General features: G+C 71.4%; 26 protein-coding genes. 13 read left to right on the top strand and 13 right to left on the bottom strand.

Features of this window, described 5'->3' with window-relative positions; all coding sequences use genetic code 11:
- Positions 1-118 precede the first annotated feature (118 nt).
- Both IT072_RS19145 and IT072_RS19150 read left to right on the top strand, forming a co-directional pair.
- Positions 119-1,942, top strand: coding sequence for a DEAD/DEAH box helicase (locus IT072_RS19145; RefSeq protein WP_223358424.1), 1,824 nt, complete (start codon positions 119-121; stop codon positions 1,940-1,942).
- Positions 1,943-1,953: 11 nt separating this feature from the next.
- The gene (locus IT072_RS19150) at positions 1,954-2,091 is read left to right on the top strand and encodes a hypothetical protein (RefSeq protein ID WP_223358425.1); all 138 of its coding nucleotides are present in this window, start codon (positions 1,954-1,956) and stop codon (positions 2,089-2,091) included.
- Positions 2,092-2,098: 7 nt separating this feature from the next.
- On the opposite strand, the gene IT072_RS19155 is transcribed toward IT072_RS19150, so the two are convergent.
- The 5 genes from IT072_RS19155 to IT072_RS19175 all read right to left on the bottom strand — a co-directional run bounded on the left by IT072_RS19155 (position 2,099) and on the right by IT072_RS19175 (position 4,714).
- A complete protein-coding gene (locus IT072_RS19155) occupies positions 2,099-2,530 on the bottom strand; it encodes a hypothetical protein (protein WP_223358426.1) in 432 nt (143 codons plus the stop codon).
- Positions 2,531-2,915: 385 nt separating this feature from the next.
- On the bottom strand, positions 2,916-3,275 hold the full coding sequence (locus IT072_RS19160; protein ID WP_223358427.1) for a hypothetical protein: 360 nt from the start codon (positions 3,273-3,275) through the stop codon (positions 2,916-2,918).
- On the bottom strand, positions 3,268-3,546 hold the full coding sequence (locus IT072_RS19165) for a hypothetical protein (RefSeq protein ID WP_223358428.1): 279 nt from the start codon (positions 3,544-3,546) through the stop codon (positions 3,268-3,270). The genes IT072_RS19160 and IT072_RS19165 overlap by 8 nt, the downstream gene beginning before the upstream one ends.
- 75 nt (positions 3,547-3,621) lie before the next feature.
- Positions 3,622-4,218, bottom strand: a complete 597-nt coding sequence (locus IT072_RS19170; RefSeq protein ID WP_223358429.1) for a DUF998 domain-containing protein — start codon at positions 4,216-4,218, stop codon at positions 3,622-3,624.
- Between the two features lie 4 nt (positions 4,219-4,222).
- Complete coding sequence (locus tag IT072_RS19175; protein ID WP_223358430.1) at positions 4,223-4,714, bottom strand: DUF5684 domain-containing protein; 492 nt, start codon at positions 4,712-4,714, stop codon at positions 4,223-4,225.
- 134 nt (positions 4,715-4,848) lie between these two features.
- Here IT072_RS19175 and trxA point away from each other — a divergent pair, with 134 nt between their 5' ends.
- Complete coding sequence (trxA, locus tag IT072_RS19180; RefSeq protein WP_223358431.1) at positions 4,849-5,235, top strand: thioredoxin; 387 nt, start codon at positions 4,849-4,851, stop codon at positions 5,233-5,235.
- Positions 5,236-5,353: 118 nt separating this feature from the next.
- Positions 5,354-6,862 carry a deoxyguanosinetriphosphate triphosphohydrolase family protein gene (locus tag IT072_RS19185; RefSeq protein ID WP_223358432.1) on the top strand — a complete coding sequence of 503 codons (1,509 nt, stop codon included), beginning with the start codon at positions 5,354-5,356 and terminating at the stop codon, positions 6,860-6,862.
- Between the two features lie 70 nt (positions 6,863-6,932).
- Here IT072_RS19185 and IT072_RS19190 read toward each other — a convergent pair whose 3' ends face one another.
- Together IT072_RS19190 and IT072_RS19195 are read right to left on the bottom strand one after the other, a co-directional pair.
- A complete protein-coding gene (locus IT072_RS19190) occupies positions 6,933-7,586 on the bottom strand; it encodes a phosphatase PAP2 family protein (RefSeq protein ID WP_223358433.1) in 654 nt (217 codons plus the stop codon).
- 20 nt (positions 7,587-7,606) lie between these two features.
- Entirely contained in the window at positions 7,607-8,371 is a 765-nt protein-coding gene (locus tag IT072_RS19195; RefSeq protein ID WP_223358434.1) for a COG4705 family protein, read from the bottom strand.
- Between the two features lie 127 nt (positions 8,372-8,498).
- On the opposite strand from IT072_RS19195, the gene IT072_RS19200 reads away from it, so the two are divergent.
- Complete coding sequence (locus IT072_RS19200) at positions 8,499-9,164, top strand: response regulator transcription factor (RefSeq protein ID WP_223358435.1); 666 nt, start codon at positions 8,499-8,501, stop codon at positions 9,162-9,164.
- Positions 9,161-10,144 (top strand): sensor histidine kinase, encoded by a 984-nt coding sequence (locus IT072_RS19205; protein ID WP_223358436.1) that lies wholly within the window; start codon positions 9,161-9,163, stop codon positions 10,142-10,144. Before IT072_RS19200 ends, IT072_RS19205 begins: the two co-directional genes overlap by 4 nt.
- A gap of 11 nt (positions 10,145-10,155) precedes the next feature.
- Here the strand turns inward: IT072_RS19205 and IT072_RS19210 are convergent, their stop codons facing one another.
- The 3 genes from IT072_RS19210 to IT072_RS19220 all read right to left on the bottom strand — a co-directional run bounded on the left by IT072_RS19210 (position 10,156) and on the right by IT072_RS19220 (position 12,249).
- Complete coding sequence (locus IT072_RS19210; RefSeq protein ID WP_223358437.1) at positions 10,156-10,797, bottom strand: DedA family protein; 642 nt, start codon at positions 10,795-10,797, stop codon at positions 10,156-10,158.
- A gap of 48 nt (positions 10,798-10,845) precedes the next feature.
- Positions 10,846-11,472 carry a SagB/ThcOx family dehydrogenase gene (locus tag IT072_RS19215; protein ID WP_223358438.1) on the bottom strand — a complete coding sequence of 209 codons (627 nt, stop codon included), beginning with the start codon at positions 11,470-11,472 and terminating at the stop codon, positions 10,846-10,848.
- 114 nt (positions 11,473-11,586) lie between these two features.
- Positions 11,587-12,249, bottom strand: a complete 663-nt coding sequence (locus IT072_RS19220; RefSeq protein ID WP_223358439.1) for a fasciclin domain-containing protein — start codon at positions 12,247-12,249, stop codon at positions 11,587-11,589.
- A gap of 141 nt (positions 12,250-12,390) precedes the next feature.
- Between IT072_RS19220 and IT072_RS19225 the strand changes: the two genes are divergently transcribed.
- The gene (locus tag IT072_RS19225) at positions 12,391-14,094 is read left to right on the top strand and encodes a cytochrome c biogenesis protein DipZ (protein WP_223358440.1); all 1,704 of its coding nucleotides are present in this window, start codon (positions 12,391-12,393) and stop codon (positions 14,092-14,094) included.
- Positions 14,095-14,217: 123 nt separating this feature from the next.
- Positions 14,218-15,264 (top strand): LacI family DNA-binding transcriptional regulator, encoded by a 1,047-nt coding sequence (locus IT072_RS19230; protein ID WP_223358441.1) that lies wholly within the window; start codon positions 14,218-14,220, stop codon positions 15,262-15,264.
- A gap of 99 nt (positions 15,265-15,363) precedes the next feature.
- Here the strand turns inward: IT072_RS19230 and IT072_RS19235 are convergent, their stop codons facing one another.
- Complete coding sequence (locus IT072_RS19235; protein ID WP_223358442.1) at positions 15,364-16,323, bottom strand: ROK family protein; 960 nt, start codon at positions 16,321-16,323, stop codon at positions 15,364-15,366.
- A gap of 79 nt (positions 16,324-16,402) precedes the next feature.
- Here IT072_RS19235 and IT072_RS19240 point away from each other — a divergent pair, with 79 nt between their 5' ends.
- The 4 genes from IT072_RS19240 (at position 16,403) to IT072_RS19255 (ending at position 21,578) form a co-directional block, all read left to right on the top strand.
- Complete coding sequence (locus IT072_RS19240) at positions 16,403-17,233, top strand: helix-turn-helix domain-containing protein (RefSeq protein WP_223358443.1); 831 nt, start codon at positions 16,403-16,405, stop codon at positions 17,231-17,233.
- Between the two features lie 211 nt (positions 17,234-17,444).
- A complete protein-coding gene (locus IT072_RS19245; RefSeq protein ID WP_223358444.1) occupies positions 17,445-18,413 on the top strand; it encodes an ABC transporter ATP-binding protein in 969 nt (322 codons plus the stop codon).
- Positions 18,410-19,465 carry an ABC transporter substrate-binding protein gene (locus tag IT072_RS19250; protein WP_223358445.1) on the top strand — a complete coding sequence of 352 codons (1,056 nt, stop codon included), beginning with the start codon at positions 18,410-18,412 and terminating at the stop codon, positions 19,463-19,465. Before IT072_RS19245 ends, IT072_RS19250 begins: the two co-directional genes overlap by 4 nt.
- A 7-nt stretch (positions 19,466-19,472) precedes the next feature.
- The gene (locus tag IT072_RS19255) at positions 19,473-21,578 is read left to right on the top strand and encodes an iron ABC transporter permease (protein WP_223358446.1); all 2,106 of its coding nucleotides are present in this window, start codon (positions 19,473-19,475) and stop codon (positions 21,576-21,578) included.
- 349 nt (positions 21,579-21,927) lie between these two features.
- Here the strand turns inward: IT072_RS19255 and IT072_RS19260 are convergent, their stop codons facing one another.
- Complete coding sequence (locus IT072_RS19260; protein ID WP_223358447.1) at positions 21,928-23,700, bottom strand: glycoside hydrolase family 3 protein; 1,773 nt, start codon at positions 23,698-23,700, stop codon at positions 21,928-21,930.
- The gene (locus tag IT072_RS19265; RefSeq protein WP_223358448.1) at positions 23,697-25,001 is read right to left on the bottom strand and encodes an MFS transporter; all 1,305 of its coding nucleotides are present in this window, start codon (positions 24,999-25,001) and stop codon (positions 23,697-23,699) included. Before IT072_RS19265 ends, IT072_RS19260 begins: the two co-directional genes overlap by 4 nt.
- 116 nt (positions 25,002-25,117) lie before the next feature.
- Between IT072_RS19265 and IT072_RS19270 the strand changes: the two genes are divergently transcribed.
- Positions 25,118-26,389 (top strand): TetR/AcrR family transcriptional regulator, encoded by a 1,272-nt coding sequence (locus IT072_RS19270; RefSeq protein ID WP_223358449.1) that lies wholly within the window; start codon positions 25,118-25,120, stop codon positions 26,387-26,389.
- Positions 26,390-26,411: the final 22 nt, after the last annotated feature.

The following is a 26,411-nucleotide window of genomic DNA, read 5'->3' on the forward strand; positions in this document are numbered from 1 at the left end:
GCATGGAGGACGTTTCTGTACCCCGAACGGGGCGGCGGGGTCCGCCGCAGCGGCGGAGACGTGCCCGGGACGAGCGCTCGCATGGCACACGCCCCGCCCGGGGACTACCGTTGACCCGGTGACCACGACCGAGACACCCAGCACCGAGGCGGACGCCGCCGACGCGACGCCCACCTTCTCCGATCTCGGCCTGGAGGGCGCCGTCCTGAAGGCCCTGAAGGACCTCGGATACGAGACTCCCTCCGCCATCCAGGCGGCCACCATCCCCGTGCTGATGGAGGGTCGCGACGTCGTCGGGCTCGCGCAGACGGGCACGGGAAAGACCGCGGCTTTCGCTCTGCCGATCCTCTCGCGCCTCGACCTGTCGCAGAAGAGCCCGCAGGCGCTCGTGCTCGCCCCCACCCGCGAGCTGGCCCTGCAGGTGGCGGAGGCGTTCGAGAGCTACGCCGCGCACCTCAAGGGCGTGCACCTGCTCCCGGTGTACGGCGGGCAGGGCTACGGCGTGCAGCTGTCGGCGTTGCGACGCGGCGTGCACATCGTCGTCGGCACGCCCGGCCGGATCATGGACCACCTCGACAAGGGCACCCTCGACCTGTCCGAGCTCAAGTACCTCGTGCTCGACGAGGCCGACGAGATGCTGAAGATGGGGTTCGCGGAGGATGTGGAGACCATCCTCGCCGACACTCCGGACGACAAGCAGGTCGCCCTGTTCTCGGCGACCATGCCGGCGTCGATCCGGCGCATCTCGAAGAACTACCTGCACGATCCCGAAGAGATCACCATCACGGGCAAGACGACCACGTCGGCCAACATCACCCAGCGCTACCTCGTCGTGTCGTACCCGCAGAAGGTCGACGCCCTCACCCGCATCCTCGAAGTCGAGAACTTCGAGGGGATGATCATCTTCGTCCGCACCAAGAACGAGACCGAGACGCTCGCGGAGCGGCTCCGCGCGCGCGGTTACTCGGCGGCGGCGATCAACGGAGACGTGGCACAGGCCCAGCGGGAACGCACGGTGGACCAGCTCAAGTCGGGCACGCTCGACATCCTCGTGGCGACGGACGTCGCGGCGCGCGGCCTCGACGTCGAACGCATCAGCCATGTGGTCAACTTCGACATCCCGGTCGACACGGAGTCGTACGTGCACCGCATCGGACGCACGGGCCGCGCGGGCCGCAGCGGTGACGCGATCAGCTTCGTCACGCCCCGCGAGCGCCGCCTCCTCACCGCGATCGAGAAGGCGACCCGCCAGCCCTTGACGCAGATGCAGCTGCCGAGCATCGACGACGTGAACGAGACCCGCCTCGCGCGCTTCGACGACGCGATCACCGAGGCGCTGACGCAGGAGGACCGCATCTCGCGGTTCCGCGACATCATCGCCCACTACGTCGAGCACCACGACGTCCCGGAGGCGGACGTGTCCGCGGCCCTCGCCATCGTGGCGCAGGGCGACGAGCCCCTCCTGCTGGACGCCGACGACGCGCTGACCCGTCAGGTGCAGCGCGACTCCCGGTACGAGGATCGGGGTCGGGACCGCGGTGGACGCGACGACCGCCGCACGCGCGGCGACCGCCCGGCCCGACGCGAGCGCAGCGACAAGCCGATGTCGGCGTACCGGATCGAGGTCGGCAAACGGCACAAAGTGGAACCGCGCCAGATCGTCGGCGCGCTCGCCAACGAGGGCGGTCTGAGCCGCGACGACTTCGGGCACATCCGCATCATGCCGGCGTTCTCCATCGTCGAGCTGCCCGCCGATCTGCCGCGCGACACCCTCGACCGCCTCGCCGACACGCGCATCAGCGGACGCCTGATCGACATCCGCCCCGACCGCGGGGCCGGTGCACGCCGCGACGGCGACAGGCGGGATCGCGACGAGCGACGTGACCGTGACGACCGACGTGACCGTGACGACCGACCGGCGCGCAAGCCGCGCCACCGCTGAAAGGGGACGGCATGAGCAGAGAGAAGCGCGAAGAGCGCGCGGAGGCCGAGGCCCGCGCCGAGGCGGAGGCCGCCATCGAGGCGACGGAGACCGACGACTCGGGAGTCGACGCCGACGAGCAGCTGGAGTCGGAGGAGGAGCCGGGGTAGCACCGGATCAGGACGGCGGCCCGGCTCGCCTGGACCGGCACTGCCGGTACAGGATCGTCCGGCGCCCGTCGGCGGTCTGAAGGTAGGCGAGCCTCCCGGATATGCACGAGATCAGCGCACCCTCCCCCGAGAGCTGCGCGCGATGCATCGCAGAGCCGAGCGTCGTGCTCTCGTCCTCGACCAGACCGTCTTTGACGAGCACGCAGGTCGACGGGGCGCCGAGCCGCTCGAGCAGCCGCACGGCGAACCGCTCGTCGCGGTCGGCGACGCTGACGGTTCGCGCGTCGACGAGGGGGAGCGGCGACCGCAGCAGCGCCCGGAAACGCTGGCGACCCGCTCGCGTGTTCCGCCCGACGAGCAGCGCCAGCCAGGCCGTCGGGTCCACGAAGGCGTGCACGAACGACCTCACGTGCTCTTCGACGAGGCGCCTGTCCGTCATGCCGAGACTCCCGGTGGTGCCGACGTCATCCGCGGCACTTCCCGGAGACGTCGATGTGCGCTGACACGAGGTGTTCGGCGCGGCGCCCCGCACCGGATTCCGTGACCCGAGGTTCGGGCGGAGGACGCGCGACCCGTGGCCGACGCCGGGTCGACTACGGCAACCGAACCGTCGGGCTACGTATTCTCGCCCCAGACGCACGTAACGCCTCCCAGCGTCCGGAAGGGTGATCTCAGACCTCCGGTCATACGGGTAGACACGGAGGGCTCCACCGCCGGCATTCGGGTTGTCGGCGTCTCACAGCGCGGGCGAGTCGCAGACACGTGCTCGCCCGCGCTTCCCGTGTCGGCTATCGGAGTGGCGGTCGGGACATTGCCCCCGCAGATCAGCCGGCGAGCCTGTGCTGCTCCAGCAGCAGATGCACGGCCTCGCGCACCAGCTCACTCTCCTTCTTCCCGGTCTGCTGGATCAACCGATCGAAGGCCGCCCGATCAGCCGCAGGGATGCGGCCGCGCACAGTGGGCGACGCCCCCTTGGGATGGGTCCCGAGTCGCGGCCTCCCCGCCGAGCGCAGGGCGTCGTCCAGCGCCTCCTCCGAGCCGTACTCGCTCAGCATGAATTCGCGACCTGCCTGTTCGGCGGCCAAGCCGATCAGGACGTTCTGGGGCGCGGGCAGCTGCGTGGCGACATCGGTCAGCCGGGCTGCAAGCGCCTCGTACTCCGCGTCGGTCATCGTCTCAGACATTCGGATTCTCCTCCCTGTAGCGCCGGAACTTCGGGCCCAACTCCATCGCATGGAAGACCCCGGCCTCGCGACCATCCGGGTACACATTGACCAGGATCTCGATCTCCCGTTCGGTCTGGCCGTGCGGGTGGTCGATCATCAACCGAACTGTTCCATCATCACGCGAGGCGCCGGGTATGTCCGCCTGATACGTGGGATGCAGAAGCGCCCAGATCTGATCGGCCTTCGAAACACCATGCTTGAATGCCGAGTCGATCCATCGGGGCGCCATTCCTCAATTTATCACGGCTACAGATATTCGGCCACGCAAATCGAGGTCGAGGACCCGTGGACGGCATGCGCCCCCTCACCACCCCAGCAGCACCACGGCCGTCAGCGCCAGCCACGCGATCATCCCCACGTAGATCAAGCGCTCGGCCAGGCCGAACACTCCGCGGAGTGCAGGCGTGGCGGCCGAGACGATCGTGAGGACGCTGGCCGCGGTCATCAGCCAGCCGAGCGCGCTGGAGGCTGCGGCGGCGGCGGAGAGGCCGGAGGTCGCGCCGAACGCGATCGCGGTCATGAAGCCGCCGACCGACGCGGCGGCGAAGGCGCCGAAGGCGAGCACGTCGTGGAGGCGGCCGGTGGAGGTGCGCGCGGTTCCCGGCGCGTCCATCGGCGCCCAGCTGATGACGGCGCGGGCGACGGCGAGGACGATGAGGGCGACGATGGCGGGCAGGGTCGCGGGGAGGTCGGTCGCTGCGAAGGCGATCGCGAGAGCGGCTGCGGCGACCGCGGTGCCGAGCGTCTGGACGCGATAGAGCGCGCTGTGGCGGGAGATTCCGTAGGCGCTGACCGGATCGCGCAGGGGCGCGAGGCCGGACGGGGCGACGTGCAGCACGATCAGCGCCCCGAGGGTGACCGAGACCCCGGCGAGGGCGACGAGCGTGAGGACGGCCACCATGCGATCAGGAGGCGGTGGGAGCGGCCGGACCGGAGAGCGGGCCCGGTTCGGCGTAGCCGGAACGCGGCACGAGTGGTGTGTGACGGGGCGCCCACACAGAGCGGTCCCAGGCGAGGATGCCGTACCAGACGGGCGTGACGAGGATGGCCAGGAGATAGAAGACGCCCGGCTTTCCGAAGCCGCGCTGGATGTGGACTCCGGCGATGATGAGGAACACCAGGTAGATCAGCTGCCCGACGACCGGGATGAGCCCGATCAGCACCAGCCATCCCTTCTGACCGCCGAGTTGGAGGAGCCGCCAGGTGCTGAAGAACGGTACCCACGCCGGCCACCTTTTCAGGCCCGCCTTGCCGAAGATCCCCATCAGGGCGAAGCCGTAGAAGACGTAGGCGACCAGGCCGCCCAGCGCCGACCAGCCGTAGGCCGCTGTCAGGTCCGTCGTCGTCGTGTAGTCCACTGTGTCCCCCGGTCCGGCCCGCCCGCACGGCGCGGCCACGCGACCAGTATGTCCGACGGGCACCGCCGAATCGAAGAGGGGTGGGGTCGACCTCCCGCCACCCGAGGAATACCGTCGCCGGTGAACCCATTGCAGAGATACGGGTAGGGGTGTCTCGAACGAAAGGACCGCACATGGCGACCACCGAGCTGACCGGAACGACCTTCGAATCCACCATCACATCGAACGACATCGTGCTCGTCGACTTCTGGGCCGAGTGGTGCGGCCCGTGCCGTGCGTTCGGGCCGGTGTACGAGACCGTGTCGGAGAAGAACGACGACATCGTGTTCGGCAAGGTCGACACGGAGGCCGAGCAGGGCCTGTCGAGCGCGGCGGGTATCACGTCCATCCCGACACTGATGGCGTTCCGCGACGGCATCCTGCTGTTCTCGCAGGCGGGCGCCCTTCCTGCCCCGGCGCTGGAAGACCTGATCGGGCAGATCCGCGGGCTCGACATGGACGAGATCCGCAAGACGCTCGACGAGGCGGAGGCCGCGGAGGCGGCTGCCGCGAAGGCGTGACCGCCCCGGCAGCGGACTGCGCCCGGACGGTTCCTCGCGCTCGCCCGACACGCGAGAGGTGAGACGCGCCGCGCCCGATCGTGATACGACTGGCGGACGACGACAGATCGGATCACCCGTGCGCAGAGACGCCCGCCGCTTCGCCGCGGCCGACACGACAGCCTCCGACGCCCTCGGCGGGGGCGACCCGCTCGCGGCGGGCGGCCCCTTCGTCACCGACCTCGAGAGGGTCCAGTTCTCGCCCTACTTCTCGCGCCTGTCGGCGGTCACGCAGGTCGTGTCCCCCTCCACCGCCGGCGCACCGGTGCACAATCGGCTGACGCACACGATGAAGGTCGCCTCCGTCGCCCGTTCGATCGCCGAGCGCATCGGGGACACCGATGCCGGACCGTGCGATCCCACCGTGGTGGAGGCTGCGGCGTGCGCACACGACCTGGGGCATCCCCCGTTCGGCCACCTCGGCGAGGCGGTGCTCAACCGCATCGCTCGCGACGAGCTCGGCCTCGCCGACGGCTTCGAGGGCAACGCGCAGACCTACCGCATCATCGCCTCGCTCGATGTGATCGAGAGCGCGCCGAGCGGGCTCGACCTCACCGCGGCCACCCGGGCGGCGATCGCGAAGTACCCGTGGTCGCCACGGGTGGACGTGCGGGCGCTGCACCACGCCGACTCCGTGCCGCGCGGCATCCACCGCACGGGCGCCGACTACGACGTCTTCAAGTATTCGGCCTACTTCGTCGACGAGGCCGACCTCGACGACGCCCGGGAGCAGGTGGAGGCGCGCCCGCTCCGACAGACCGCCGAGGGCGCCGTCATGGACATCTCGGACGATATCGCCTACTCGGTGCACGACATCGACGACTTCTACCGGGCCGGCATCCTCGACCACGCATCGGTGACGGCCGAGTTCCACGGCTGGCTCGACGACGTGCCCAGCTGGGCGGCGGCCTCCTCTCACGACCTGGCGGGCAGCTCCGCTCCCGGGGCCGCGCTGGAGCGTCTGCGCCGCAAGGTGGACCGCGACGACCCGTGGATCGCCGAGGACGACGCCTTCTACGACGCGGTCTGGGCGGTGAACGCCGAGCTGGTCGACGCGCTCCTCATCCGCCCCTTCGACGGCTCCCTCGCCCTCGAGCGCGAGCTAGCGGCGTTCACCGGCCGCTGGATCCGCGGTTTCGTCGACTCGGTGGGCGTGGCGACGGGCGACTCCCTGCGCACGGGCCCGCTCAGTCTGGGGCCGGCGGCCTGGCACCGGGTCGAGATCCTCAAGTTCCTGCACCGCCAGTTCGTGCTCAGCCGTCCCGACCTCGCCATCCAGCAGCGCGGCCTCAGCACCGTGATCTCCCGCACCGTCCGCGCCCTCATCGAGTGGATGGACGACGAGCACGACCGCCACCGTGTGCCCCGCCGCCTGCGCGAGCTGATCGACCTCGCCCACGAGGACTACGCGGCGATGGACGCCACCCGCTACCGTGCCGTCGCCGCCTGGCGCCCCGTCGACGAGCTCTCCCGCGCCCGCGGGGTGATCGACTACGTCGCCTCCCTCACCGACGCCCAGGCCGCCGACCTCTCCGACGCCCTCTCGGGCCGCGGCGACCGCATCTGGTCGCTCGGGCACCGGGTCTAGCGCGCCACAGCGGGGTCGCATCCTGCCGCTTCGCGCCTGCCAGAACGGCAGAATGCGACCCCGCTCCGGTTCAGACGCGCCTGGCGAACAGCCGCGCCGCCAGCAGATTCCACAGGCCCGCGAACAGCAGCACTCCGGCGACGCCGTTGAGCACCGCGCCGACGACGTCGGTGACGTAGTGGACGCCGACGTACAGGCGCGACCAGGCCACCAGGAGCACGAACACCGCCCCGACCACCAGCACGACGGTGCGGGCGAGCGGGCGCCGGAAGATCAGCACGAGCGCAGTGACCAGAGCGGTCGCGAAGACCACATGTCCGCTCGGGTAGCTGAGAGTCGCCGGGCTGACGTGGAGGGGGTGCACCAGGCCCGCGGTGGAGGGACGCGGCTGGGCGACGACCGCCTTCACGATCAGGGTGGTGATCCAGCCGAGGCCGGTGACGGCGCAGACGCCGAGCGCGAGACGCCAACCGCGCACGAGCAACAGCACGACGAAGACCACTGCGAGGATGACGGCGACGACGACGGGCTTGTCGAGCTTGTCCAGCAGGCGCGCGATGTCGTCGAGGGTGTGCGCGTGAGCGCGGTTGATCGTGTCGTCGAGGGTGGCGGCGCGCAGCGCGGGCAGCGCCTTGGCGGCGAAGCCCAGGGCGAACGTGGCGGCGAAGAGGACGACGGTCCAGACGATCCAGTGGCGCGGGACGCGCAGCGCGGCGGAGCTCATCGTGCCAGTCAAGCGGAGGCTCACTGAGCAACCTCTAGGGACCCGGCCCGGGATCCTGAGGATTCCCGAGGACGGCGCGAGAGCAGCCCGACGCAGACGACGATCGCGGCGAGCAGGACGAGGCTGACGGGGCCGGTCCCGAACCCGAGGCCGCCGAGGGAGTGCGGGCGCGAGAACCAGTCCGCGAACGAAGCGCCGAACGGCCGGGTGAGCACGTACGAGGTCCAGAAAGCGGCGGTCGCGCCCATCCCCCACCACCGATAGGCCGCGCCGGGCAGAGCGAACAGCAGCCCGAACAGGAGACCGGAGGCGAGGAACCCGAGTCCGAACGTGACCGCCGTCAGGTCGCCCACGGCGGTGCCCAGAGCGAACGTCGCGAGCACAGCGCACCAGTAGAACGCCTCACGCGCCCGCGTGTCGATGCGGTGCACGGAGAGCGTGCGCTGCGTCGCGTACCAGCCCAGGAACACGGCGGCGAGGACGATCGCGAAGCCGACGGCCGAGACGAGGTACGGCACCCCGAACTGCACGTGCAGCACGTCCGCGACCATCGTCCCGAACACGGCGACCATCAGCACGGCGAGCCAGTAGATCCAGGGCACGTACCGGCGTGCGGCGAACTGCACGACGAGGGCGGCGGCGAAGACGACGAAGGTCGCGGGGACGACGAGATACGGGTCGAACGTCTTCACCAGGAAGTCGGACGCCGTCTCGCCCAGTGCGGTGGTCAGCAGCTTGGCGGCCCAGAACAGGGCCGTGACCTCGGGTACCTTGTTGCGCAGCATGGTGACAGCATCCGGGATTCCCTCCCAGAATCCTCTGAGACGGATCCCGGCCGACCGCGACGATTCTCAGCGGCATCTGGGAGCCGAGCGGCGAGGCTGGAGACCACGGGAGCGGGAGGAGCGGCGGGTGACGACGGAGAGGCTGCGCGTGCTGCTCATCGAAGACGACCCCCGGCTGGGACCGCTCATCGAGCAGGTGCTGGCCGAGGTCTACGACGTCACCCGCGCCGTCGACGGGGAGGCCGGGCTGGCCGTCGCCCTCGCCGGCGACTTCGACGCGTTCGTGGTCGACCGCCGTCTCCCGACGCTGAGCGGCACGGAGGTTGTCACCACGCTGCGCGAGCGTCGGGTCGTGGCGCCCATCCTGATGCTGACGGCGCTCGGCGCGGTGCGCGACCGCGTGGAGGGACTCGACGCGGGCGCCAACGACTACCTGGTGAAGCCGTTCGAGTTCGACGAGCTGCTCGCGCGCCTGCGCGCCCTGACCCGCACCTTCACCGGCGAGGGGAAGGAACTGCCGATCGGGGAGTGGCGATTCCACCCGGAGAGCCGGGCGGTGTACTCGCCGTACGACGGCCGCATCCTCCTCACCGACCGCGAGAGCGCGCTCCTGCGACTCCTCGCCGAGAGCCCGCTGCGCACCTTCAGCCGCCGCCAGATCCTGGAGGCGGTGTTCGCGGCGGACGAGCAGCCCGGCACCGTCGACACCTACGTGCATTACGTGCGGCGCAAGACGGACCCGGACATCATCACCACCGTGCGCGGCCAGGGGTACCGGCTGGGGCAGCTGTGATCGGCCGCCCGCGCCCGCACGACCCCGAACTGCAGGAGGTGCGCCGCGCCTCCCGCATGGTCGGCCTGCAGCTGGCGATCGCCTCCGGAGCGCTCGTCGTCGTCGCGATCGGCGTCGCGTTCCTGTTCGTGCTCGACCAGCTGCGACCCGCGGAGGTCGACGAGCCGCCGAAGCCGGGCGAGCACAAGATCTACATCGACACCGTCGAGGCGATGGTCGCCCTGATCGTGGTCGGGGTGCTCGCGGTCGGGATCGCCGGCGCCGTCAGCATGGTCGCGACGCGGCGCGCGGTGCGCCCGCTGGGCCGGGCGCTGCAGTTGCAGCGCGACTTCGTCGCGGACGCGAGCCACGAGCTGCGCACACCGCTCGCCGTGCTGGACGCGCGGCTCCAGGTGCTGCAGCGGGGGCTGGCGCCCGACGATCCGTCAGCGCCCGCGGTGGCGGAACTGCGGGAGGACGCCCGCACGATGATCGACGTGGTGAACGACCTCCTCCTGGCCGCCGACCCGGAACGGGAGGCCGCGGTCGCGCCCGCCCCGATGCGCGATCCTGTGGCGCGCGCCGTCGAGTCGCTGGCGGTGCTCGCCGGCGACGCGGGCGTCGAGCTCGTGCTGGAGGCCGACGACGTACGGACGACGGTCCCGCCGGCGAGCCTGCAGCGCTGTGCAACGGCACTGGTCGACAACGCGCTCGCCCACTCGCCGAGCGGCGGCCGGGTGACCGTGACCATCGCGCACGAGGGCTCGGACGCCCTCCTGGCCGTCGCGGACCAGGGATCGGGGATCGCCGGGATCGACCCGACCCGCATCTTCGACCGGTTCGCTCGCGCGCAGCCGGCCGCCCCGCGGCGTTCGGGGGCGGGGTTCGGCATCGGCCTCGCCCTGGTGCGGGAGATCGCCGCCCGGCACGGCGGCAGCGTCGCAGTCGACTCCACCGGGCCGAGCGGCACCGTACTCGTCCTGCGGCTCCCGGCGGCCTGAACCCCGGTCGCTCAAGAATCAGCGCGCGCCCGGCGCCGCAGCGCGATGACACGGATGAGAACCGGCACCACGGAGATCACGACGATTCCGATGAGCACCAGGTCGAGGTAGCGGGCGACGAAGTCGGCGACCCCGGGGATATGCCCGAGCCCGTAGCCGAGCAGGATGACGCCGGTCGCCCAGACCGCCGCCCCGACGATGTTGTAGACGGTGAACAGCGCCCACCGCATCCGCCCGACCCCCGCGGCGACCGGAGCGAAGGTGCGCACGACGGGCACGAAGCGCGCGACCGTGACCGCCGCCCCGCCGAACCGGTCGAAGAAGTGCTGCGTGCGCGTCACGCTCGCCCGGCTGAAGAAGCCCGACTCCCTGCGCTCGAACACGGCCGGACCTCCCCGCCGCCCGATCGTGTACCCGACCTGGTCGCCCAGCACCGCCGCCAGCACCACCGCGACGACGATCACCCACAGCGGCTCCGTGAAGTGACCGCTCAGCGTGAGCACGCCGGTGAAGAACAGCAGCGTGTCCCCCGGCAGGAAAAAGCCGACCAGCATCCCCGTCTCCACGAGAACGATCGCGCAGACGCCCAGCAGCGCCCACGGTCCCGCGGCCTGGATGATCCCCTGCGGATCGATGAGTCCCGAATGCACCATGGACCCACCCTTCCGCGCACGCCCTCAGAACTCTCTAAGTACGCCGTCTCACGTCAGGGGGAGGCCGAAGGCCGCGCTGTGGAGGGGGAGGCCCTGGGCCGTGGTGGGGGCGAGGAGGGTCTCCGCGGCGGCGCGGTCGAAGCGGCCGATGGTGCAGGCGCCGATCTTCTGGTGCTGGGCGACGAGGAGCATGCTCTGGATCAGCTGGCCGGCCTCCAGCAGGAGGAAGCGTTCGGCGTTGTCGCCGAAGTGCTGCTCCGCGGCGTAGCCGTCGCCGACCGCGAAGACGTGCACCGCCTCCGTCTCGGCGATTCCGCGGTTGGCGAGCACGCCCGTCAGCCACTCGCGGGGCGCCGCGTCGATGCCCAGCGGCGCGAGGGTGTGCTCCTTGGGCTCGTAGCGGTAGAACGCCGGCGGGACGCCGTCGACGGCGCACACCGCCACGACGCACGCCACCGGGTAGGCGCGACCCGGGGACGGGGTGCCGCGGCCGAAGCGCTCCGTGATCCCGGCTGCCTCGTTGAGCAACGTGCCGAGAACGGTGAGCGGGAGCGGGCCGGATGCGAACTCGTGCTGGGAGCGGCGCTCACGCAGCGCGGTGACGACGCTGACGCCGGAGGCCGGGTAGTACAGCTCCGGCGAGGGCAGGGGGATGGTCCGCAGGATCGTTCTCACGCCCCCAGTCAAGCGACGGCGTCCCCGGCACGCGCTCCCCGATCCCGGAACTAACCGGCGGGGGACGACGAAGCGCCCGGCACGGGGCCGGGCGCTTCGTGGTTCAGAGCAGGGTCACTGCGCCGGGGGCATCAGCACCGAGTCGATGAGGTACACCGTGGCGTTGGCGGTGTGGACGCCGCCGCAGATGACGTTGGCGTCGTTGACCTTGATCGAGTCGCCCGAGCCGGTGACGGTGACGGTGCCGCCCTCGACCGTCTTGTGGGTGCCGTCGATGTCGGAGGGCGAGATCTGGCCGGGCACCACGTGGTACGTGAGGATCTTGGTCAGCGTGTCGGCGCCGGCGTCGGTCTTCAGCGTGTCGATGGTGGCGGAGTCGATCTTCGCGAAGGCGCTGTCGACCGGTGCGAAGACGGTGAACTCACCGCCGTTGAGGGTGTCGACCAGGTTGACCTTCGGGTTGAGCTTGCCCGAGACCGCCGCGACCAGCGTGGTGAGCAGCGGGTTGTTGGAGGCGGCGGTCGCCACCGGGTCCTGCGACATGCCGGCGACGGAGCCGGCACCGGTCGGGACCTGCTTGGCGTAGGCGGCGCAGCCGGAGCCGACCAGGTCGGCCGCCGGGTCCATGGTGGCGGAGGCCGACGGGGTGGTCATCGAGGAGCCGGAGGACGAGCTCGACGACGAGCCCGAACCCGAACCGGACGAACACCCGGTCAGGGCCAGGGCGAGGGCCGCGACCGTTCCGGCGACGGCGAGCGAGATCTTGGAAGTGCGCATTGTGAGACTCCTTCGTGCGTTCATGCAGTGATTGACGTGCTACGACGTGCTTGCTACGACGGGGCTTCGGAGCCTCGCTCCCGATCGGATTGGAACGTCGTCCGACCAATCCGATCCGGATGCCGCCGCCGAACGCAGGGCATGTACCTGACACTCGCGCTGATCGGATTCCTCGGCGGCCTCATCACGGGGATCTCCCCCTGCATCCTCCCCGTGCTGCCGGTGATCTTCTTCTCCGGCGGCGCCCAGAGCGACCGCGCGACCGGCGCCTCCCGGTGGCGGCCGTACCAGGTGATCCTGGGTCTGGTGGTCTCGTTCAGCGTGTTCACGCTCGTCGGCTCCCTGCTGCTCGCGCTGCTGCACCTTCCGCAGGACGTGCTCCGGTACGCCGGGATCGTCGTGCTGGTGCTGATCGGCATCGGCCTGATCGTGCCGAAGTTCGAGGAGATCCTGGAGAAGCCGTTCTCCTGGATCCCCCAGCGCAATGTGGGCACCGACCGCGGCGGCTTCGTGCTCGGGATCGCGCTCGGCGCGGTGTACGTGCCGTGCGCAGGACCGGTGCTCGCGGCGATCACGGTCGCCGGATCGACGGGCAGGATCGGCGTCGAGACGATCGTCCTGACCCTGGCGTTCGCGGTCGGGGCGGCCATCCCGCTGCTGATCTTCGCCCTCGCCGGCCGGCGCGTCTCGGAGCGGGTCAAGGGGTTCCGCAAGCATCAGAAGGGCATCCGCATCACCGGGGGCGTGCTGATGGTGGCGCTCGCGGTGGGGCTGCTCTTCAACGTCCCGCAGGCTCTGCAGCGGCTCATCCCGGACTACACGTCAGCGCTGCAGGACCAGTTCTCATCGTCCGATCAGGTGAGCGAGGCGCTCAACCTCGGCGGGCTGGTCAACGACCAGAACAAGGACCTCTCCAAATGCACGAACAATGCGACGAAGCTGGAGTCGTGCGGCACCGCTCCCGACATCACGGGCATCCAGCAGTGGTTCAACACTCCGGGGAACAAACCGATCGCGCTGGACCAGGAGAAGGGCAAGGTCGTCCTGATCGACTTCTGGGCCTACTCCTGCATCAACTGCGAGCGCTCCATCCCGCACGTCGTCGCCTGGGAGAAGGCGTACAAGGCGGCGGGCCTGCAGATCATCGGCGTGCACTCCCCCGAGTACGCGTTCGAGAAGGTGCCGGGCAACGTCGAGTCGGCCGCCAAGGGGTTCGGGATCACCTATCCCGTCGCGATCGACAACAACCTCTCCACCTGGACCAACTACCGCAACCGGTACTGGCCGGCCCACTACCTGATCGACGCGAGCGGGACGGTGCGCAACGTGCAGTTCGGCGAGGGCAACTACGCCCAGACGGAGTCGTTCATCCGCGACCTCCTGAAGCAGGCGAACCCGTCCGTGAACCTGCCCGCCCCGACCGAAGTCGCCGACTCGACGCCCCAGGTCGCGGACATCACGCCGGAGTCGTACCTCGGCTACACGAAGGTGCGCAACTACGACGGCCCCGAGAAGTACACGAGCGGCACGCAGACGTTCAGCCTGCCGGCGAAGCAGAACGCGAACACCTTCGCCCTCGAGGGCGGCTGGAACGTCGGAACGCAGTCCATCACCCCGTCCGCCGGCCCCGCGACCATCCGCCTCTCGTACACGGCGAAGGTCGTGCAGATGGTGCTCTCCGGCACCGGCGACGTGACGGTCGAGCGCGACGGCAAGAAGCAGACGGTCCACGTCTCCGGGGTGCCGAATGCGCGGCAGCTGCTGTCGGCGAAGGACACCGGGAGCGGAACGCTGACCGTGACGGTGCCGAGCGGGGTGACCGCGTACTCGTTCACGTTCGGATAAGCCGGCACGAGGCGGCAGAAGGGTGCCTGGTAGGTTCTTCCTACGCTGTCACCGCGGTCGAGCACGAGTTTCCGTGCGGCCCGGCCGGGCGGCGGATCCAGCCGGACGAGGAAGGCGACCCCCATGGCCACGGACCCTTCCGGCGCGCAGCCGGCATCCGTCCCGGCCCGGCCGCACACCCCTCCGACGCTGGCCCAGGTGGCGGAGCGTGCCGGCGTCAGCCTCAAGACAGCCTCCCGCGCCGTCAACGGAGAGCCCCGGGTGGCCGAGGCCACCCGGGAGCGTGTGCTCGACGCGGCCCACCAGCTCGGGTTCCAGCTCAACCGGGCGGCCAGCCTCCTGGCGCGCGGCCTGACCTCCAACCTCGTCGGGCTCATCACCGGCGATCTCGCCAACCCGTTCTACTCGGCCGTCGCGAAGGGCGTCGAGCAGGAGCTGCGCTCGCACGGGATGCAGCTGACCGTCGCGAGCTCCGACGAGGAGCCCAGCCGCGAGCGCGGGCTGATCGGAGAGTTCGTCGACCGCCAGGTGCGCGCGCTGATCCTCGTCTCGACCAGCTCCGACCACAGCGATCTCGCGGGCGTGCAGTCGCGCGGCATCCCGGTCGTCTTCGTCGACCGCCCGGGCGTCGGCATCGATGCGGACTCCGTGCTGCTCGACAACCGCCGCGGCGCCGCCGACGCCGTCGGGCACCTCGTGGCCGCCGGCCACACCGCCGTCGGCTTCGTCGGCGACCTCTCCCGCCTCGAGACCCACCGCGAGCGCCTCGCCGGCTTCCAGGACGCCATGCGCGCCGCCTCGCTCGACCCCGACCGCTGGGTGCGGCACGACGCGCACGATGTCGGCGCCGCCCTCGCCGAGGTGCGCGGCCTCCTCACCGGGGCCGACCGTCCCACCGCCCTCTTCACCAGCAACAACCGCATCACCATCGGCGCCGTGCGGGCGATGATCGAGCTCGACGCCTGGCCCGCCCTCGTCGGCTTCGACGACTTCGAGCTCGCCGACGTGCTCGGCGTCACCGTCATCGCTCACGACCCCGTCGAGATGGGCCGCACCGCCGCCCGTCTCGCCCTCGGCGCGATGGAGCGCCGCCACGTGGGCCCCTCCCGCGTCGTGCTCCCGACCCGCCTGGTACAGCGTGGGTCGGGAGAGCGGCCGCCGGGCACCTAGCCCCGCGCCGTCGGCGCGACAACCGAGGGGCCGCGAATCGCCGGAATGGCGGAGTCGAAGCGGCAGGATGCGACCCCTATGTCGCGCGGCGGACGGTTGCTACGCGAGGGACGGGGCGGTGAGGCAGGGGCCGGCCGCCAGCTGCTCCAGGAGGTGGGCGGCACCGAAGAGGGGGGCGTCGGCCAGGAGACCGGAGGGGACGATGCGGAGGTCGCCATCGGCGCCCGCCTGCGCGAGACCCGCGCGGAACCCCCGCTCGAGCACGTCCCACGAGCGGGAGATCGCACCTCCGAGGACCACGCCCGTCGCGCCGAAGGAGGCGAGCCACGGGGCGATCGTGTGCGCGAGGGCCGCCATCGCCGTGTCGAAGGCGAGCTGCGCACGGTGGTCGCCCGCACGGGCGCGGGTGGCCAGGTCTTTGACGGTGAAGGAAGCGCCGCCGCCGTACCGCGCGAGGAGGGCGCGCGTGGACACCGTGTCTTCGAGCGGGCGTCCGGCGAAGGTGAGGCGGTGAGCTTCACCGCCGGGCGGGACGTCCGGGCGATCGAACACGAGCCGCCCGTCGTCGACGAAAGCGGAGCCGACGCCGGTGCCGAGGGTGATGCAGACGAAGCGACGGGCCGTTCCCGCGCCGGCTCCGAACCGCCACTCGCCGATGCCGTACGCCGCCGCGTCGTGGACGAAGTGGATGCGCCGCGCCTCGGCGCCGAGCCGCGCGGCGAGCCCCGACCGGATGTCGACGCCGGCGAGGTAGTCGAACTTGCCCACCCCGGCGTAGTGGGCGATGCCGCGCTCGTAGTCGAACGGACCCGGCATGGCGAGCCCCCAGTCGCACGCGCCCGGGTCGACGCCTGCCCGGACGGCCGCGTCGCGACAGGCCGCCGCCCAGGCATCGAGCACGGTGTGGCTGGACTCATGCGGATCCACGCCGCGCTCGACGCGGGAGACGAGGGCGGCGTCAGGATGCGGCCCCGCAGCCGCGTCGATGCGCACCGCGGCGGCCGTCACATGGCTTCCGCCGATGTCGACCACCAGGTGCTGCGCGTTGCGCGTGGGCACGTCCACCTCCTTGAACTGCGGCCTGCGCGCTCATGACAGCGCTGTCGCATCGGTAAATCATACTCATAAGCTGGTGGGGATGCCCTCACCAGCCTCCGACATCCCCGGCACCGGCTCCGGCTCCTGGTCCCGTGAGCGCGCGACAGTGGTGCGCCGCGCAGGACGAATGCCGACGGGCCCGGCGGAAGGGTCGGTCATCCGCGCGGAGTCCGAAGTCCCGGCGGTGCCGCTGGAGTGGGAGCCCCACGCGCATCCCCAGCACGAGTTGGTGTGGGTGCGCGGAGGGACCATGACGACGCGGGTCGGGGATCGGGTCTTCACGGTGTCGGCGGGGTCGGGGCTGTGGCTTCCGGCGGGCGCGGAGCACTCCGGGAGACTCACCGCGGGCGTCGAGTTCTTCGACGCGTTCTTCGCGACCGAGGGCACGCCGCTGGCGTTCGACGAGCCGACGGTGATCCGGATGTCCCCGTTGCTGGAGTCCCTTCTCGCCCACCTCGCTCGCGCCGATCTGGACGCCGGGTCGCGGGCACGGGCCGAGGCGGTCGTGTTCGACGTGATCGCGCCGGCGGAGGACCCGCTGGCTCTGCGGGTACCGGGCGACCCGCGGATCGATGCGGTCGTGGGGGCGTTGCTCGCCGACCCGGGCGACGGGCGCGGGCTCGAGGAGTGGGCCCGCCAACTGGGCCTGAGCGAGCGGACGATCACACGCGCCTTCCGGCAGACGACCGGGCTGTCGTTCGCGCAGTGGCGGCAAGCGCTGCGGGTGCACCACGCGCTCGCGCTCCTGGCCGAGGGGTGGGATGTGCAGGCGACGTCCGAGCGGCTCGGCTACGCACAGGCGAGCACGTTCATCGCGGCGTTCCGGCGGGTGATGGGCACGACCCCCGGCGCGCACGCGGGCGGGTCGTAAGCCCGGGACGGGCGAGCAGACTGAGCCGCCCGGCATCTCCGCGCACCACGAGGCCGCAAGGATCGGTTGCGCGAGATCTGTCTGGAATGCCGTATCGGGTGTCCTGAAGTCCGGATTGCAGACAATGCGCATCCCGCCTACGCTGAGTTAGGCAATCCTTACCTAACCTTGGATTCTGCACCGACGCCCCTCCTCCCGGACGAGATCCCGCATGCCTCCAGCACCCCTCCCCCGCGCCGTCACGACGCTCAGCGGGGAGCAGCTCGTGCTGCGGTTCGGCACGACGACCGTGGTGGACGGCGTCTCGATCACGCTGGAGCCGGGGCGCGTGACGGCGCTGGTCGGGCCCAACGGCAGCGGCAAGTCCACGCTGCTGCGCTCGCTCGCCCGCCTGCACCGCGTCGATGGCGGCGAGGTGACGCTGCACGGAGTCACCCAAGGCGCCGACGGTGCGCAACAGCACACTTCCGGACCACGCCGCGTCTCCCTCCTCAGTGCCCGCGAGTTCGCCCGCGAAGTGACGCTCTTCTCGCAGTCACGCCCAGCGCCGCAGGGGCTGACCGTGCAGGAGGTCGTCGCGTTCGGGCGGCACCCCTACCGTCGCGGGTTCGCGGGGCTCTCCGCCGAGGACCGCCGTGCGATCGCCCAGGCCATGAGCGTGACCGGCGTGCACCACATGGCCGGCCGCGCAGCGGGCGAGCTCTCCGGCGGCGAGGTGCAGCGGGTGTGGCTCGCCGCGTGCCTGGCACAGGAGACCGGGGTGGTGCTGCTGGACGAGCCGACCAACCACCTCGACCTGCGCTACCAGATCGAGACGCTCGATCTGGTGCGCGATCTCGCGGACGACCACGGGGTCGCCGTCGGCATCGTGCTGCACGACCTCGACCATGCTGCACGCATCGCCGACCACCTCCTGCTCATGCGCGAGGGGCGCATCCACGCGGCGGGCGATCCGCACGATGTCCTCACCGCCGAGAACATCGGCCGGGTCTACGACCTTCGGGTGGAGGTGGAGGTGGACCCCCGCTCGGGACGCCTCCGAATCGATCCCGTCGGCCGGTATCCGGCGAGGACCGCACGAGCGCCGTCCTCGCCGCCGGCCCGGTCGTCATCGGCTCCGCCCTCGTCGCCTTCCCCTGCAGCCTCCCCCGCATCCCCCTTCAGAGAGGACCCCTCATGATCCGCACCCACCGCCTCGCGACCGCGGCGGCGACCGTCGCCGTCGTGGCGCTCAGCCTGACGGCCTGCGGCACCACTGCCGTGAGCGACGAGAGCACCGCCGCACCGAAGGCGACCTCTCGAGCCTGCACCGACGACACCACCGCCACCACGACAGGCCCGGTCACGCTGACCGACGGCGTCGGCCGCACGGTGAAGCTCGACGCCCCGGCGAAACGCGTCGCGGTGCTCGAGTGGCAGCAGATCGAAGACGCCCTCACCCTGTGCGTCGGACCGGTCGCGGTCGCCGACCCCGCCGGCTACGGCACCTATGTGAGCGCCGAGAAGCTGCCGAAGGGCGTCGTCAACGCGGGCGAGCGCGGCGAACCCGACCTCGACGCCCTCTACGGCGCCGACCCCGACCTCATCATCGTCGAGGCGTTCACGGCCGACGACGACCTGGTGAAGCAGCTCGAGAAGCGCGACGTGCCGGTGCTCGTCACCCTGGGCGCGAACGCCGCCGACCCGATCGGCAATATGAAGGGCGTGTTCTCGATGATCGCTGAGGCCACCGGGCGCACCGAGCGCGCCGATGTCGTCCTGAAGCAGTTCGACCAGCACCTCGCTGCGGCCAAGGCCAAGGTCGCGGATGTCGACCTGGCGACGAAGAGCTTCCTCTTCTTCGACGGCTGGATCGAGAGCGGCAACGTCGCCATCCGCCCCTACGGCAAGGGCGCTCTGTTCACCGCGCTCGGCGAGCAGCTCGGGATGACCCCCGCCTGGACGGACGAGATCGATAAGGCGTACGGCAGCGGCGGTGTCGACCCCGCCTACGGCCTCGCGCAGACCGACATCGAGGGCCTGACCGCGGTCGGCGACGCCAACCTGTTCTACTCCGACGACAAGACGCCGGACAGCTACGTGACGGAGCTCGGCAAGAGCGCGATCTGGACCTCGCTCCCCGCCGTCAAGGAGGGGCGCGCCCACGCGTTCCCGGCCGGCGTCTGGGGCGCGGGCGGTCCGCTCTCGAACGAGCAGGCGATCGACGCGTACGTCGACGCCCTTCAGGGCTGAGCGCCCGATGAGCTCGTCCCGGATCGCGGCGGCCGGGCGGCCCCCTGTCGCCGATCCGGGGCCCCCCGCCGGGGCAGTGCGCGGGGCGGCCGTGCTCGTCGCCCTGCTCGTCGCCGTCGTCCTGGTCGGGATGTGGCACGTGACCCAGGGGACGTCCGGCGTCGGGATGGGGGACCTTCTCCGCTACGCCGCCGGTGCCCGCGAGACGGTGGGCGGCGTCCCGGTCGGCGACGTGCTGACGGGTTCGCGCCTCCCGCGGCTGCTGGCCGGCGTCGCCGTCGGGATCGCGCTCGGCGTGGCTGGCGCCCTGCTGCAGTCCGTCACGCGCAATGTCCTCGCCTCTCCCGACACCCTCGCGGTCAGCGCGGGCTCGTACTTCGCACTCTCGGCGGTCGCCGCCTTCGGCCTGTCCGTGCCGGTGTGGGCGTCCGGAGGCGTCGCCTTCGTCGGCGGGCTGGCGGCGGCCGCGCTCGTCCTCGGCGTCGCGGGCCGCGGCGCCGGGACGGGGACGACCCGGCTCATCCTCGCCGGTTCCGCCATCGCGATGGCCCTCGACGCCGGCACGGCGATGCTCCTCATCCTGTTCAAGGAGCGCACGACCGGCCTCTTCGCCTGGGGCAGCGGCTCCCTCGCCCAGCTCAACCTCGACGCCTCGGCACGCGCCGTCCCGATCATCGTCGCCGTCGTGCTGCTCGCCCTCCTGCTGTCGCGACGTCTCGACTTGCTCCGGCTGGGCGACGACACCGCCGCCTCGCTCGGCGTGCCCATCCGGTCCACACGGCTGCTCGCCGTCGTGAGCGCCGTGCTCCTCACGGCCGTCGGCGTCACGGTCGCCGGTCCGATCGCGTTCGTCGGCCTCGGCGCACCTGTCCTGATCCGGCTGATCGCGAACCGCGTCCCCTCGCTCAACCGGCACCTGCTGCTCATCCCCGCCTCCGGGTTGATGGGCGCCCTCCTGATCCTGCTCGCCGACGCCGTGCTGCGCGCGATCCTCGGCGCGGAGGCTGCCGCGTCCATCCCCACGGGCATCCCGACCGCGGTGCTGGGCGCGATCATCATCGTGATCCTCGCCCTGCGGCTGCGCGACTCCGGCTCGGTACGGCAGCCGCCGGGCGCGCACATCGCGGTCCGCTCGCGTCGGCGGTTCGCGACGGTGCTGGCCGTCGCCACCGGGCTGCTCGTGGCGGCGGCCGTCGTCGGACTCCTCGCCGGGAGCCTCTGGCTGCGCACCGGCGACGTCGCGCTCTGGCTGCAGGGCACTGCGCCCGATCTGATCGCCCGCGCCCTCGACGAGCGCCTGCCGCGCGTGCTCGCCGCCGCCCTGGCCGGCGCCGCTCTCGCCCTCGCCGGCTGCGTGGTGCAGAGCACGGTGCGCAACGCGCTCGCCGAACCCGGCATCCTGGGCATCACCGCCGGCGCGGGCCTCGGCGCGGTCATCGTCGTGACCTCCGGCATGGCCGGCGGACGTCCTCTGCTCATCGTCATGGCGGTCGCGATGGGGCTCGCCACCTTCGGCCTCATCGCCCTCCTCGCCTGGCGCGGTGGCCTCCTCCCCGACCGCTTCGTGCTCGTCGGCATCGGCTGCGGCTACGGCCTCACCGCCATCACCGCCTTCCTGCTGCTGCGGTCGGACCCGTGGGAGACGCCGCGCATCCTCACCTGGCTCTCCGGCACGACCTACGGCCGCACTCTGCCCGACGTCGCCCCGGTCGCCGTCGTGCTGCTGATCGCCATCCCCGTGCTGCTCGGGATGCGCCGCCGCCTCGATCTGCTCGCCGTCGACGAGGACACCCCGCGCATCCTCGGCGTGCGCCTCGAACGCACCCGCGTCACCGTGCTCGCTGTCGCCGCCGTGCTCGCCGCCGTCAGCGTCGTCGCCGTCGGCGTCGTCGGCTTCGTCGGCCTGATCGCCCCCCACCTCGCCCGCGGCCTGGTCGGCGCCCGCCACGGCCGCACCATCCCCGTCGCCGTGCTGCTCGGCGCACTGCTCGTCGTCGTCGCCGACACCCTCGGCCGCACACTGATCTCGCCGTCACAGCTGCCCGCCGGGCTGATGATCGCGCTCGTGGGGACCCCATACTTCGTCTGGCTGCTGCGACGGTCGCGCGGATAGACGCGGCGTGAGATCAGCGATCGTCCACCTCCGCGTGGACTGTCGCACGCACGCCGTCCGCCGTGGGCGATGGAGCGGAGCGCCCGCAGAATCACCTCCTGAGCCGCCGGCAACTCACCCCACCCACCAGCCCGAGCAGGAAGCTCAGCACCAGCGCCGCGGCTCCCCCGATGAGCAGGAACAGCTTCATCCTCCACCCCGGCTCGACCGTATGGCCGAAGCCAGGGCCGCGGCATCCGCCGTGAGGGGGATTCGCACCGCGATGACGCTCTGTTCGACGTGCGAGCAGGAGGACGCGGAAGACCTGACGAGGCGGCGGCCGCGGTTCGCCCCGCGGCCGCCGCCGGACTCAGTAGCGCAGCCCGTGCCCGAACCGGAACAGCGGGTCGGCGGTGTCGAACGGGACGTCGGGGCGGGCGGACTCGACCGCGGCCATCGAGCGGGGGAGGTCGAACGGCAGGCTGCCCTGCGGGGCGAATCGGCCGGTGACCACGTCGAGGAGGGCGTCGGCACTCGCGCCCCAGTTGACCGTGACGGCCGCGGCGGTCCCGACGAGGGGTTCGAGGATCGCGGGACGGTCGGCGAAGACGTCGACGATCACGGGCGCGTGGGCGGCGAGGTCGCGGATGCGGTCGACGACCTCCGCGGGGAACTCGAGGGAGCCCGAGTGGAAGAGGCCCTCGAAGACCGTGGGGCGCTCCTCGTACGGGGCCTGGAGGCGGACGACGATGGCATCAGCCTCCTCCGGGGTCGCGACGACCTCACCATAGGCGGCGGCGCGCTCGGGGTCGATGCCCTCGACGTACAGCCGCGGGGCGCCCCGGAGAGGAAGCAGGGGCGCGCCGGCGGCGCCGTTGGTGAGCAGGGTGATGGAGGCACGCTGCGCCCATTCCCCTGCCGCGACGAACGCGTCGCTGCCCACGATCGCATCGGCGGCCTCGAGGTCGACGAGCGCATCCTCGAAGAGGCCGAGCTCGAACTTCTCGCGGAGGATGCGCCGCGCCGACTCGTCGAGGCGGCGCTCGGGCACGTCGCCGCTCTCCACCAGCTCGATGAGCAGCTCGGGGCAGGCCTCGCCGCCGAACTGGTCGGCCCCGGCGTCCAGGACCTTCTTCATCCGCTCGCGCGGGCTCAGGTGCTCCACGCCCCACGCACGGGCCGGGAACGGCTGGCCGAAGATCTCGGCATCGGTCAGGAGGCCCCAGTCGGTGCACACGAGACCGTCGAACCCGAAGCGCTCGCGCAGCAGGCCGGTGATGACGGACTTGTTGAAGCCGAAGCCGACCTCCTCGTAGTCGGTGCCGACCGGCATGCCGTAGTAGGGCATCATCTGGCGGGTGCCCGCCTCGATGAGCGCCTCGAACGGCGCGAGGTGCAGCTCGAAGGCGCCGCCGGGGTAGACCTGCTCGCGGCCGTGGGCGAAGTGCGGGTCTTCGCCGTCCTTCTGCGGGCCGCCGCCGGGGAAGTGCTTGGTCATGGTGGAGACGGATCCAGGCCCGAACGAGGCACCCTGGAAGCCGCGGACATAGGCGGCACCGAGCCGCGAGGTCAGCTCCGCGTCCTCACCGAAGGTCGCGACCTGCCGCGACCAGCGCGGCTCCGTCGCGAGGTCGACCTGCGGATGCAGCGCCACACGCAGCCCCACGGCCGTGTACTCCTGCCGTGCGATGTCGGCGAACCGCTCGACGACGCCCTCGTCGCGGATGGCCGCGAGACCGAGGGGCTCTGGCCACTGCGAGAACGGCCCGGCGAGCATCGCGGTGCCGGGGTTGTCGGTGAAGGAGTGCCGGGGGTCGGTCGAGAGGGTCACCGGGATGCCGAGACGGGTGGAGGCGGCGAGCCGCTGGAGTGCGTTGTGCCACTCCGCGATCTCGCGGGCGGTGGAAGCGCCCCCGATGAGGTTGAAGTGCGACATCCGGCGGCGTTCCACGAAGTCGACCGCCGACGGGGTCGAGAACACCGGGTTCGGCTCGGTGAGCTCGCCCATCCCGATCATCGTGTGGAAGAACAATCCGGCCTTCTCATCGAGGGTCATCTCGCTCAGCAGCAGCTCGACGCGCTCCGCGACCGGCAGCTCGGGGTCGAGCCAGGGGCGGGCGGTGACGGTGTCGGTGGCGGTCATTTCACTCCTTTGATCCGGTAGACGAGCACGGCGCCGAGCAGGGCGACGACGGCGCCGAAGAGGTACCACACCGAGTACCCGCCGATGGCGGTCGCCGATCCCAGCGCGATGATGGACGGCGCGATGGCCGGGGCGATCGACTGCGGGAGCGCGTTGGCGATGTTGAGCACCCCGAGATCCTTCGCCGTGTCGTCTGCGTTGGGCAGCACCTGGGTGGCGAGCGCGAGGTCGACGGAGAAGAAGGAGCCCGCCCCGAGGCCGATGACCGCCTGCGCCACGACCACGACGGCGACACTGGGCGCGAAGGCCAGGATCACCAGGCCGACGACCATGATCAGCCCGGCGATGGCGACGAACGGCCGGCGCTTGCCGAGCTTGTCGGAGAGGTAGCCGCCGATCGGGCTGGAGATGACCATCGCGACGGTCGAAGCCAGGTTGGCGAGGAGGATGGTGGAGATCGCCGCCTGCTCGTCGAGCTGGAACTTCTGCGTGAGGTAGAAGGGCAGGAAGGTGGCGATGCCGGCGTAGCCGAACATCACGAAGAACTTGGTCAGCCAGGTCCAGCCGAAGTCGGGGTGCTTGACCGGGTTGAAGACGAACGACCCGAAGAACTGCCCGATGGTGAAACGCTGTCGCGGCTTCTCCGTCAGCCGCCGGTCCTTCAGCACCGCGACGAAGAACACCGCCACGAGGAGCGCGAGCAGGGCGGGGACGAGGAACCGCAGCAGATCGTCGGAGATGAAGTTGATGATGAAGCTGCCGGCGAGGATGGCGAGCGGAGTGGTGATGCCGACGATCCCCGAGACCCTGCCGCGGCTGGCCGCGGGCACCTGGTCCGGCAGCGTCGCGTTGGCCGCGGCGAGCACGGCGTTCAGCGACGCCTGCGCCAGGCACCAGCCGATCAGGACGACCCAGATGGAGGTGGCGGAACCGACCAGGACGAAGGCGCCGACCCCCACGACGGCACCGCCGAGGATCCACGGGCGACGCATCCCGAACCGCGAGGTCGTGCGGTCGGAGAGACGACCGGCGAGCGGGTTCGCGATGAGCGCGAACAACGCGCCGACCCCCAGGATGAGGCCGAGCTGTGCGGTGGCCTCCTCCGTGGACGCGCTCAGGTGCTCGACCTTGAACGCCATCGAGACGAGCACGGGGGTGAGCAGCGCGAGCAGGACGCCGAAGTTCACCACGGCGAGGCCCGGGGTGTAGCCCCGAGGGGTGCGGGAGGGGGTCGTTCCGGGTGCCTTGATCCCTGTCGTACCCGTGTACGCGGCAGCCGCCGCGGGTGACATCTCTGTCATTGTCGAGTCCTTTCGAGTCGTCCGCCTTGACGATGCGGGTCAGCATATCCCACAAAACGACCGTGTGGTAACTGAATTCCGACCGATCGGTAACGCGGCTACGATGGGCTCCGGAGGTGCGTGTGACGTCTGTGATCGATGGGAGCCGGTTCGCGCGCGCCGCGGCGACCAGACAGGCGATCGTCGAAGCCGCGACCGCGCTGTTCGCCGAGCAGGGCTTCCGCGCCGTGTCCCTGCGCGAGATCGCAGCGCGTGCCGGCATCTCGCACCCCGCACTGCTCAAGCACTTCTCGGGGCGGGAGGAGCTGCTCGCCGAGGTGGCCAGACGGATCGACGACGGACTGTGCCACGGGGCGCCGGGTGCCGCGACCGACGACGGCCTGCCGTTCGCCGCACAGGCGAGCGCCCCGTCCGCCGCACCGGAAGCGGTGCGCTTCTTCGCCGCGCTGACCGGCGAGGCGTCCGCGACATCCCACCCGCTGCACGCCGTGATGCGGGAGCGCGTCGCCCGCGTCCGCGCGGAGCGACAGGGCGTGCTCGAGCGCGCGTCGGCGTCGGGCGCACTGGGCGAGGGACGCGATCCTGCCGACGAGGCGACCCGCCTGACGGCGGCCTGGGCGGGCCTCCACCTCGTGGAGCAGTACGTGCCGGAGCGTGTCGACAGCGCCTCCCGGATCGCCGCGCACGAGCGCCTCCTGGCCGACCCGCCGGGGCGACGCGATCCCGGGGACGAGCGCGGGGACGGCGCCTCGCCACCCGCGCGCCCTCTCCCCCCACTGGTGACGGAGGACGCCTCTCCCGTCGCGCCGGGCTACCGCGCCGGCCGTCAGCGTCGTGCGAAGATCGTGGCCGACGCCACCGCCCTCTTCGCCCGCGAAGGGTACGGCGACACCAGCCTGCTCGACATCGCGCAGCGGGTCGGCGTCTCCAAGTCGGCGATCTACCACCACTTCCCCGCGAAGGACGCCCTGCTTCACGAAGTGCTCCGCGAGCGCGACCGGCGCATCGACGGGGTCGTGGAGGCTTCTCCCGCGCTCTCGGCGGCGGACACCCTCCGCGGCTTGGCCGACGGTGCGGCACGCAACGAGACCGAGCAGCCGGGCCTCATCGAGCTCTACGCGGTCATCTCGTCCGAAGCGACCCCGCTGGGCCACGCGGCGCACGGCTACTTCGAGCAGCGGTTCGCGCGCGCGCTCGACGGGTTCACCCGGATGTTCCAGGACGCCGCGGCCGCCGGCGACCTCCCCGCCCACCGCGACCCCGAGCACGAGGCGTGCTGGCTGCTCGCCCTGTGGGACGGCTTGCAGTACGAGTGGCTGTACGACCCGGAGAGCGTCGACGTGCCGGGCCAGCTGCGCGCCCACCTGGCGGACGTGCTCCCCGCGTAGCCGGCCCGGCAGCGGGCGCGCA

This window comes from Leifsonia sp. ZF2019 (genome assembly GCF_019924635.1).
Lineage (GTDB): Bacteria > Actinomycetota > Actinomycetes > Actinomycetales > Microbacteriaceae > Leifsonia.

Coding starts and splice junctions, on each gene's coding strand:
- IT072_RS19150 (WP_223358425.1), top strand. CDS start 1,954: ATGAGCAGAGAGAAGCGCGAAGAGCGCGCGGAGGCCGAGGCCCGCGCC.
- IT072_RS19155 (WP_223358426.1), bottom strand. CDS start 2,530: ATGACGGACAGGCGCCTCGTCGAAGAGCACGTGAGGTCGTTCGTGCAC.
- IT072_RS19160 (WP_223358427.1), bottom strand. CDS start 3,275: ATGTCTGAGACGATGACCGACGCGGAGTACGAGGCGCTTGCAGCCCGG.
- IT072_RS19165 (WP_223358428.1), bottom strand. CDS start 3,546: ATGGCGCCCCGATGGATCGACTCGGCATTCAAGCATGGTGTTTCGAAG.
- IT072_RS19170 (WP_223358429.1), bottom strand. CDS start 4,218: ATGGTGGCCGTCCTCACGCTCGTCGCCCTCGCCGGGGTCTCGGTCACC.
- trxA (WP_223358431.1), top strand. CDS start 4,849: ATGGCGACCACCGAGCTGACCGGAACGACCTTCGAATCCACCATCACA.
- IT072_RS19190 (WP_223358433.1), bottom strand. CDS start 7,586: ATGAGCTCCGCCGCGCTGCGCGTCCCGCGCCACTGGATCGTCTGGACC.
- IT072_RS19195 (WP_223358434.1), bottom strand. CDS start 8,371: ATGCTGCGCAACAAGGTACCCGAGGTCACGGCCCTGTTCTGGGCCGCC.
- IT072_RS19210 (WP_223358437.1), bottom strand. CDS start 10,797: ATGGTGCATTCGGGACTCATCGATCCGCAGGGGATCATCCAGGCCGCG.
- IT072_RS19220 (WP_223358439.1), bottom strand. CDS start 12,249: ATGCGCACTTCCAAGATCTCGCTCGCCGTCGCCGGAACGGTCGCGGCC.
- IT072_RS19225 (WP_223358440.1), top strand. CDS start 12,391: ATGTACCTGACACTCGCGCTGATCGGATTCCTCGGCGGCCTCATCACG.
- IT072_RS19230 (WP_223358441.1), top strand. CDS start 14,218: ATGGCCACGGACCCTTCCGGCGCGCAGCCGGCATCCGTCCCGGCCCGG.
- IT072_RS19240 (WP_223358443.1), top strand. CDS start 16,403: ATGCCCTCACCAGCCTCCGACATCCCCGGCACCGGCTCCGGCTCCTGG.
- IT072_RS19245 (WP_223358444.1), top strand. CDS start 17,445: ATGCCTCCAGCACCCCTCCCCCGCGCCGTCACGACGCTCAGCGGGGAG.
- IT072_RS19250 (WP_223358445.1), top strand. CDS start 18,410: ATGATCCGCACCCACCGCCTCGCGACCGCGGCGGCGACCGTCGCCGTC.
- IT072_RS19255 (WP_223358446.1), top strand. CDS start 19,473: ATGAGCTCGTCCCGGATCGCGGCGGCCGGGCGGCCCCCTGTCGCCGAT.
- IT072_RS19260 (WP_223358447.1), bottom strand. CDS start 23,700: ATGACCGCCACCGACACCGTCACCGCCCGCCCCTGGCTCGACCCCGAG.
- IT072_RS19265 (WP_223358448.1), bottom strand. CDS start 25,001: ATGACAGAGATGTCACCCGCGGCGGCTGCCGCGTACACGGGTACGACA.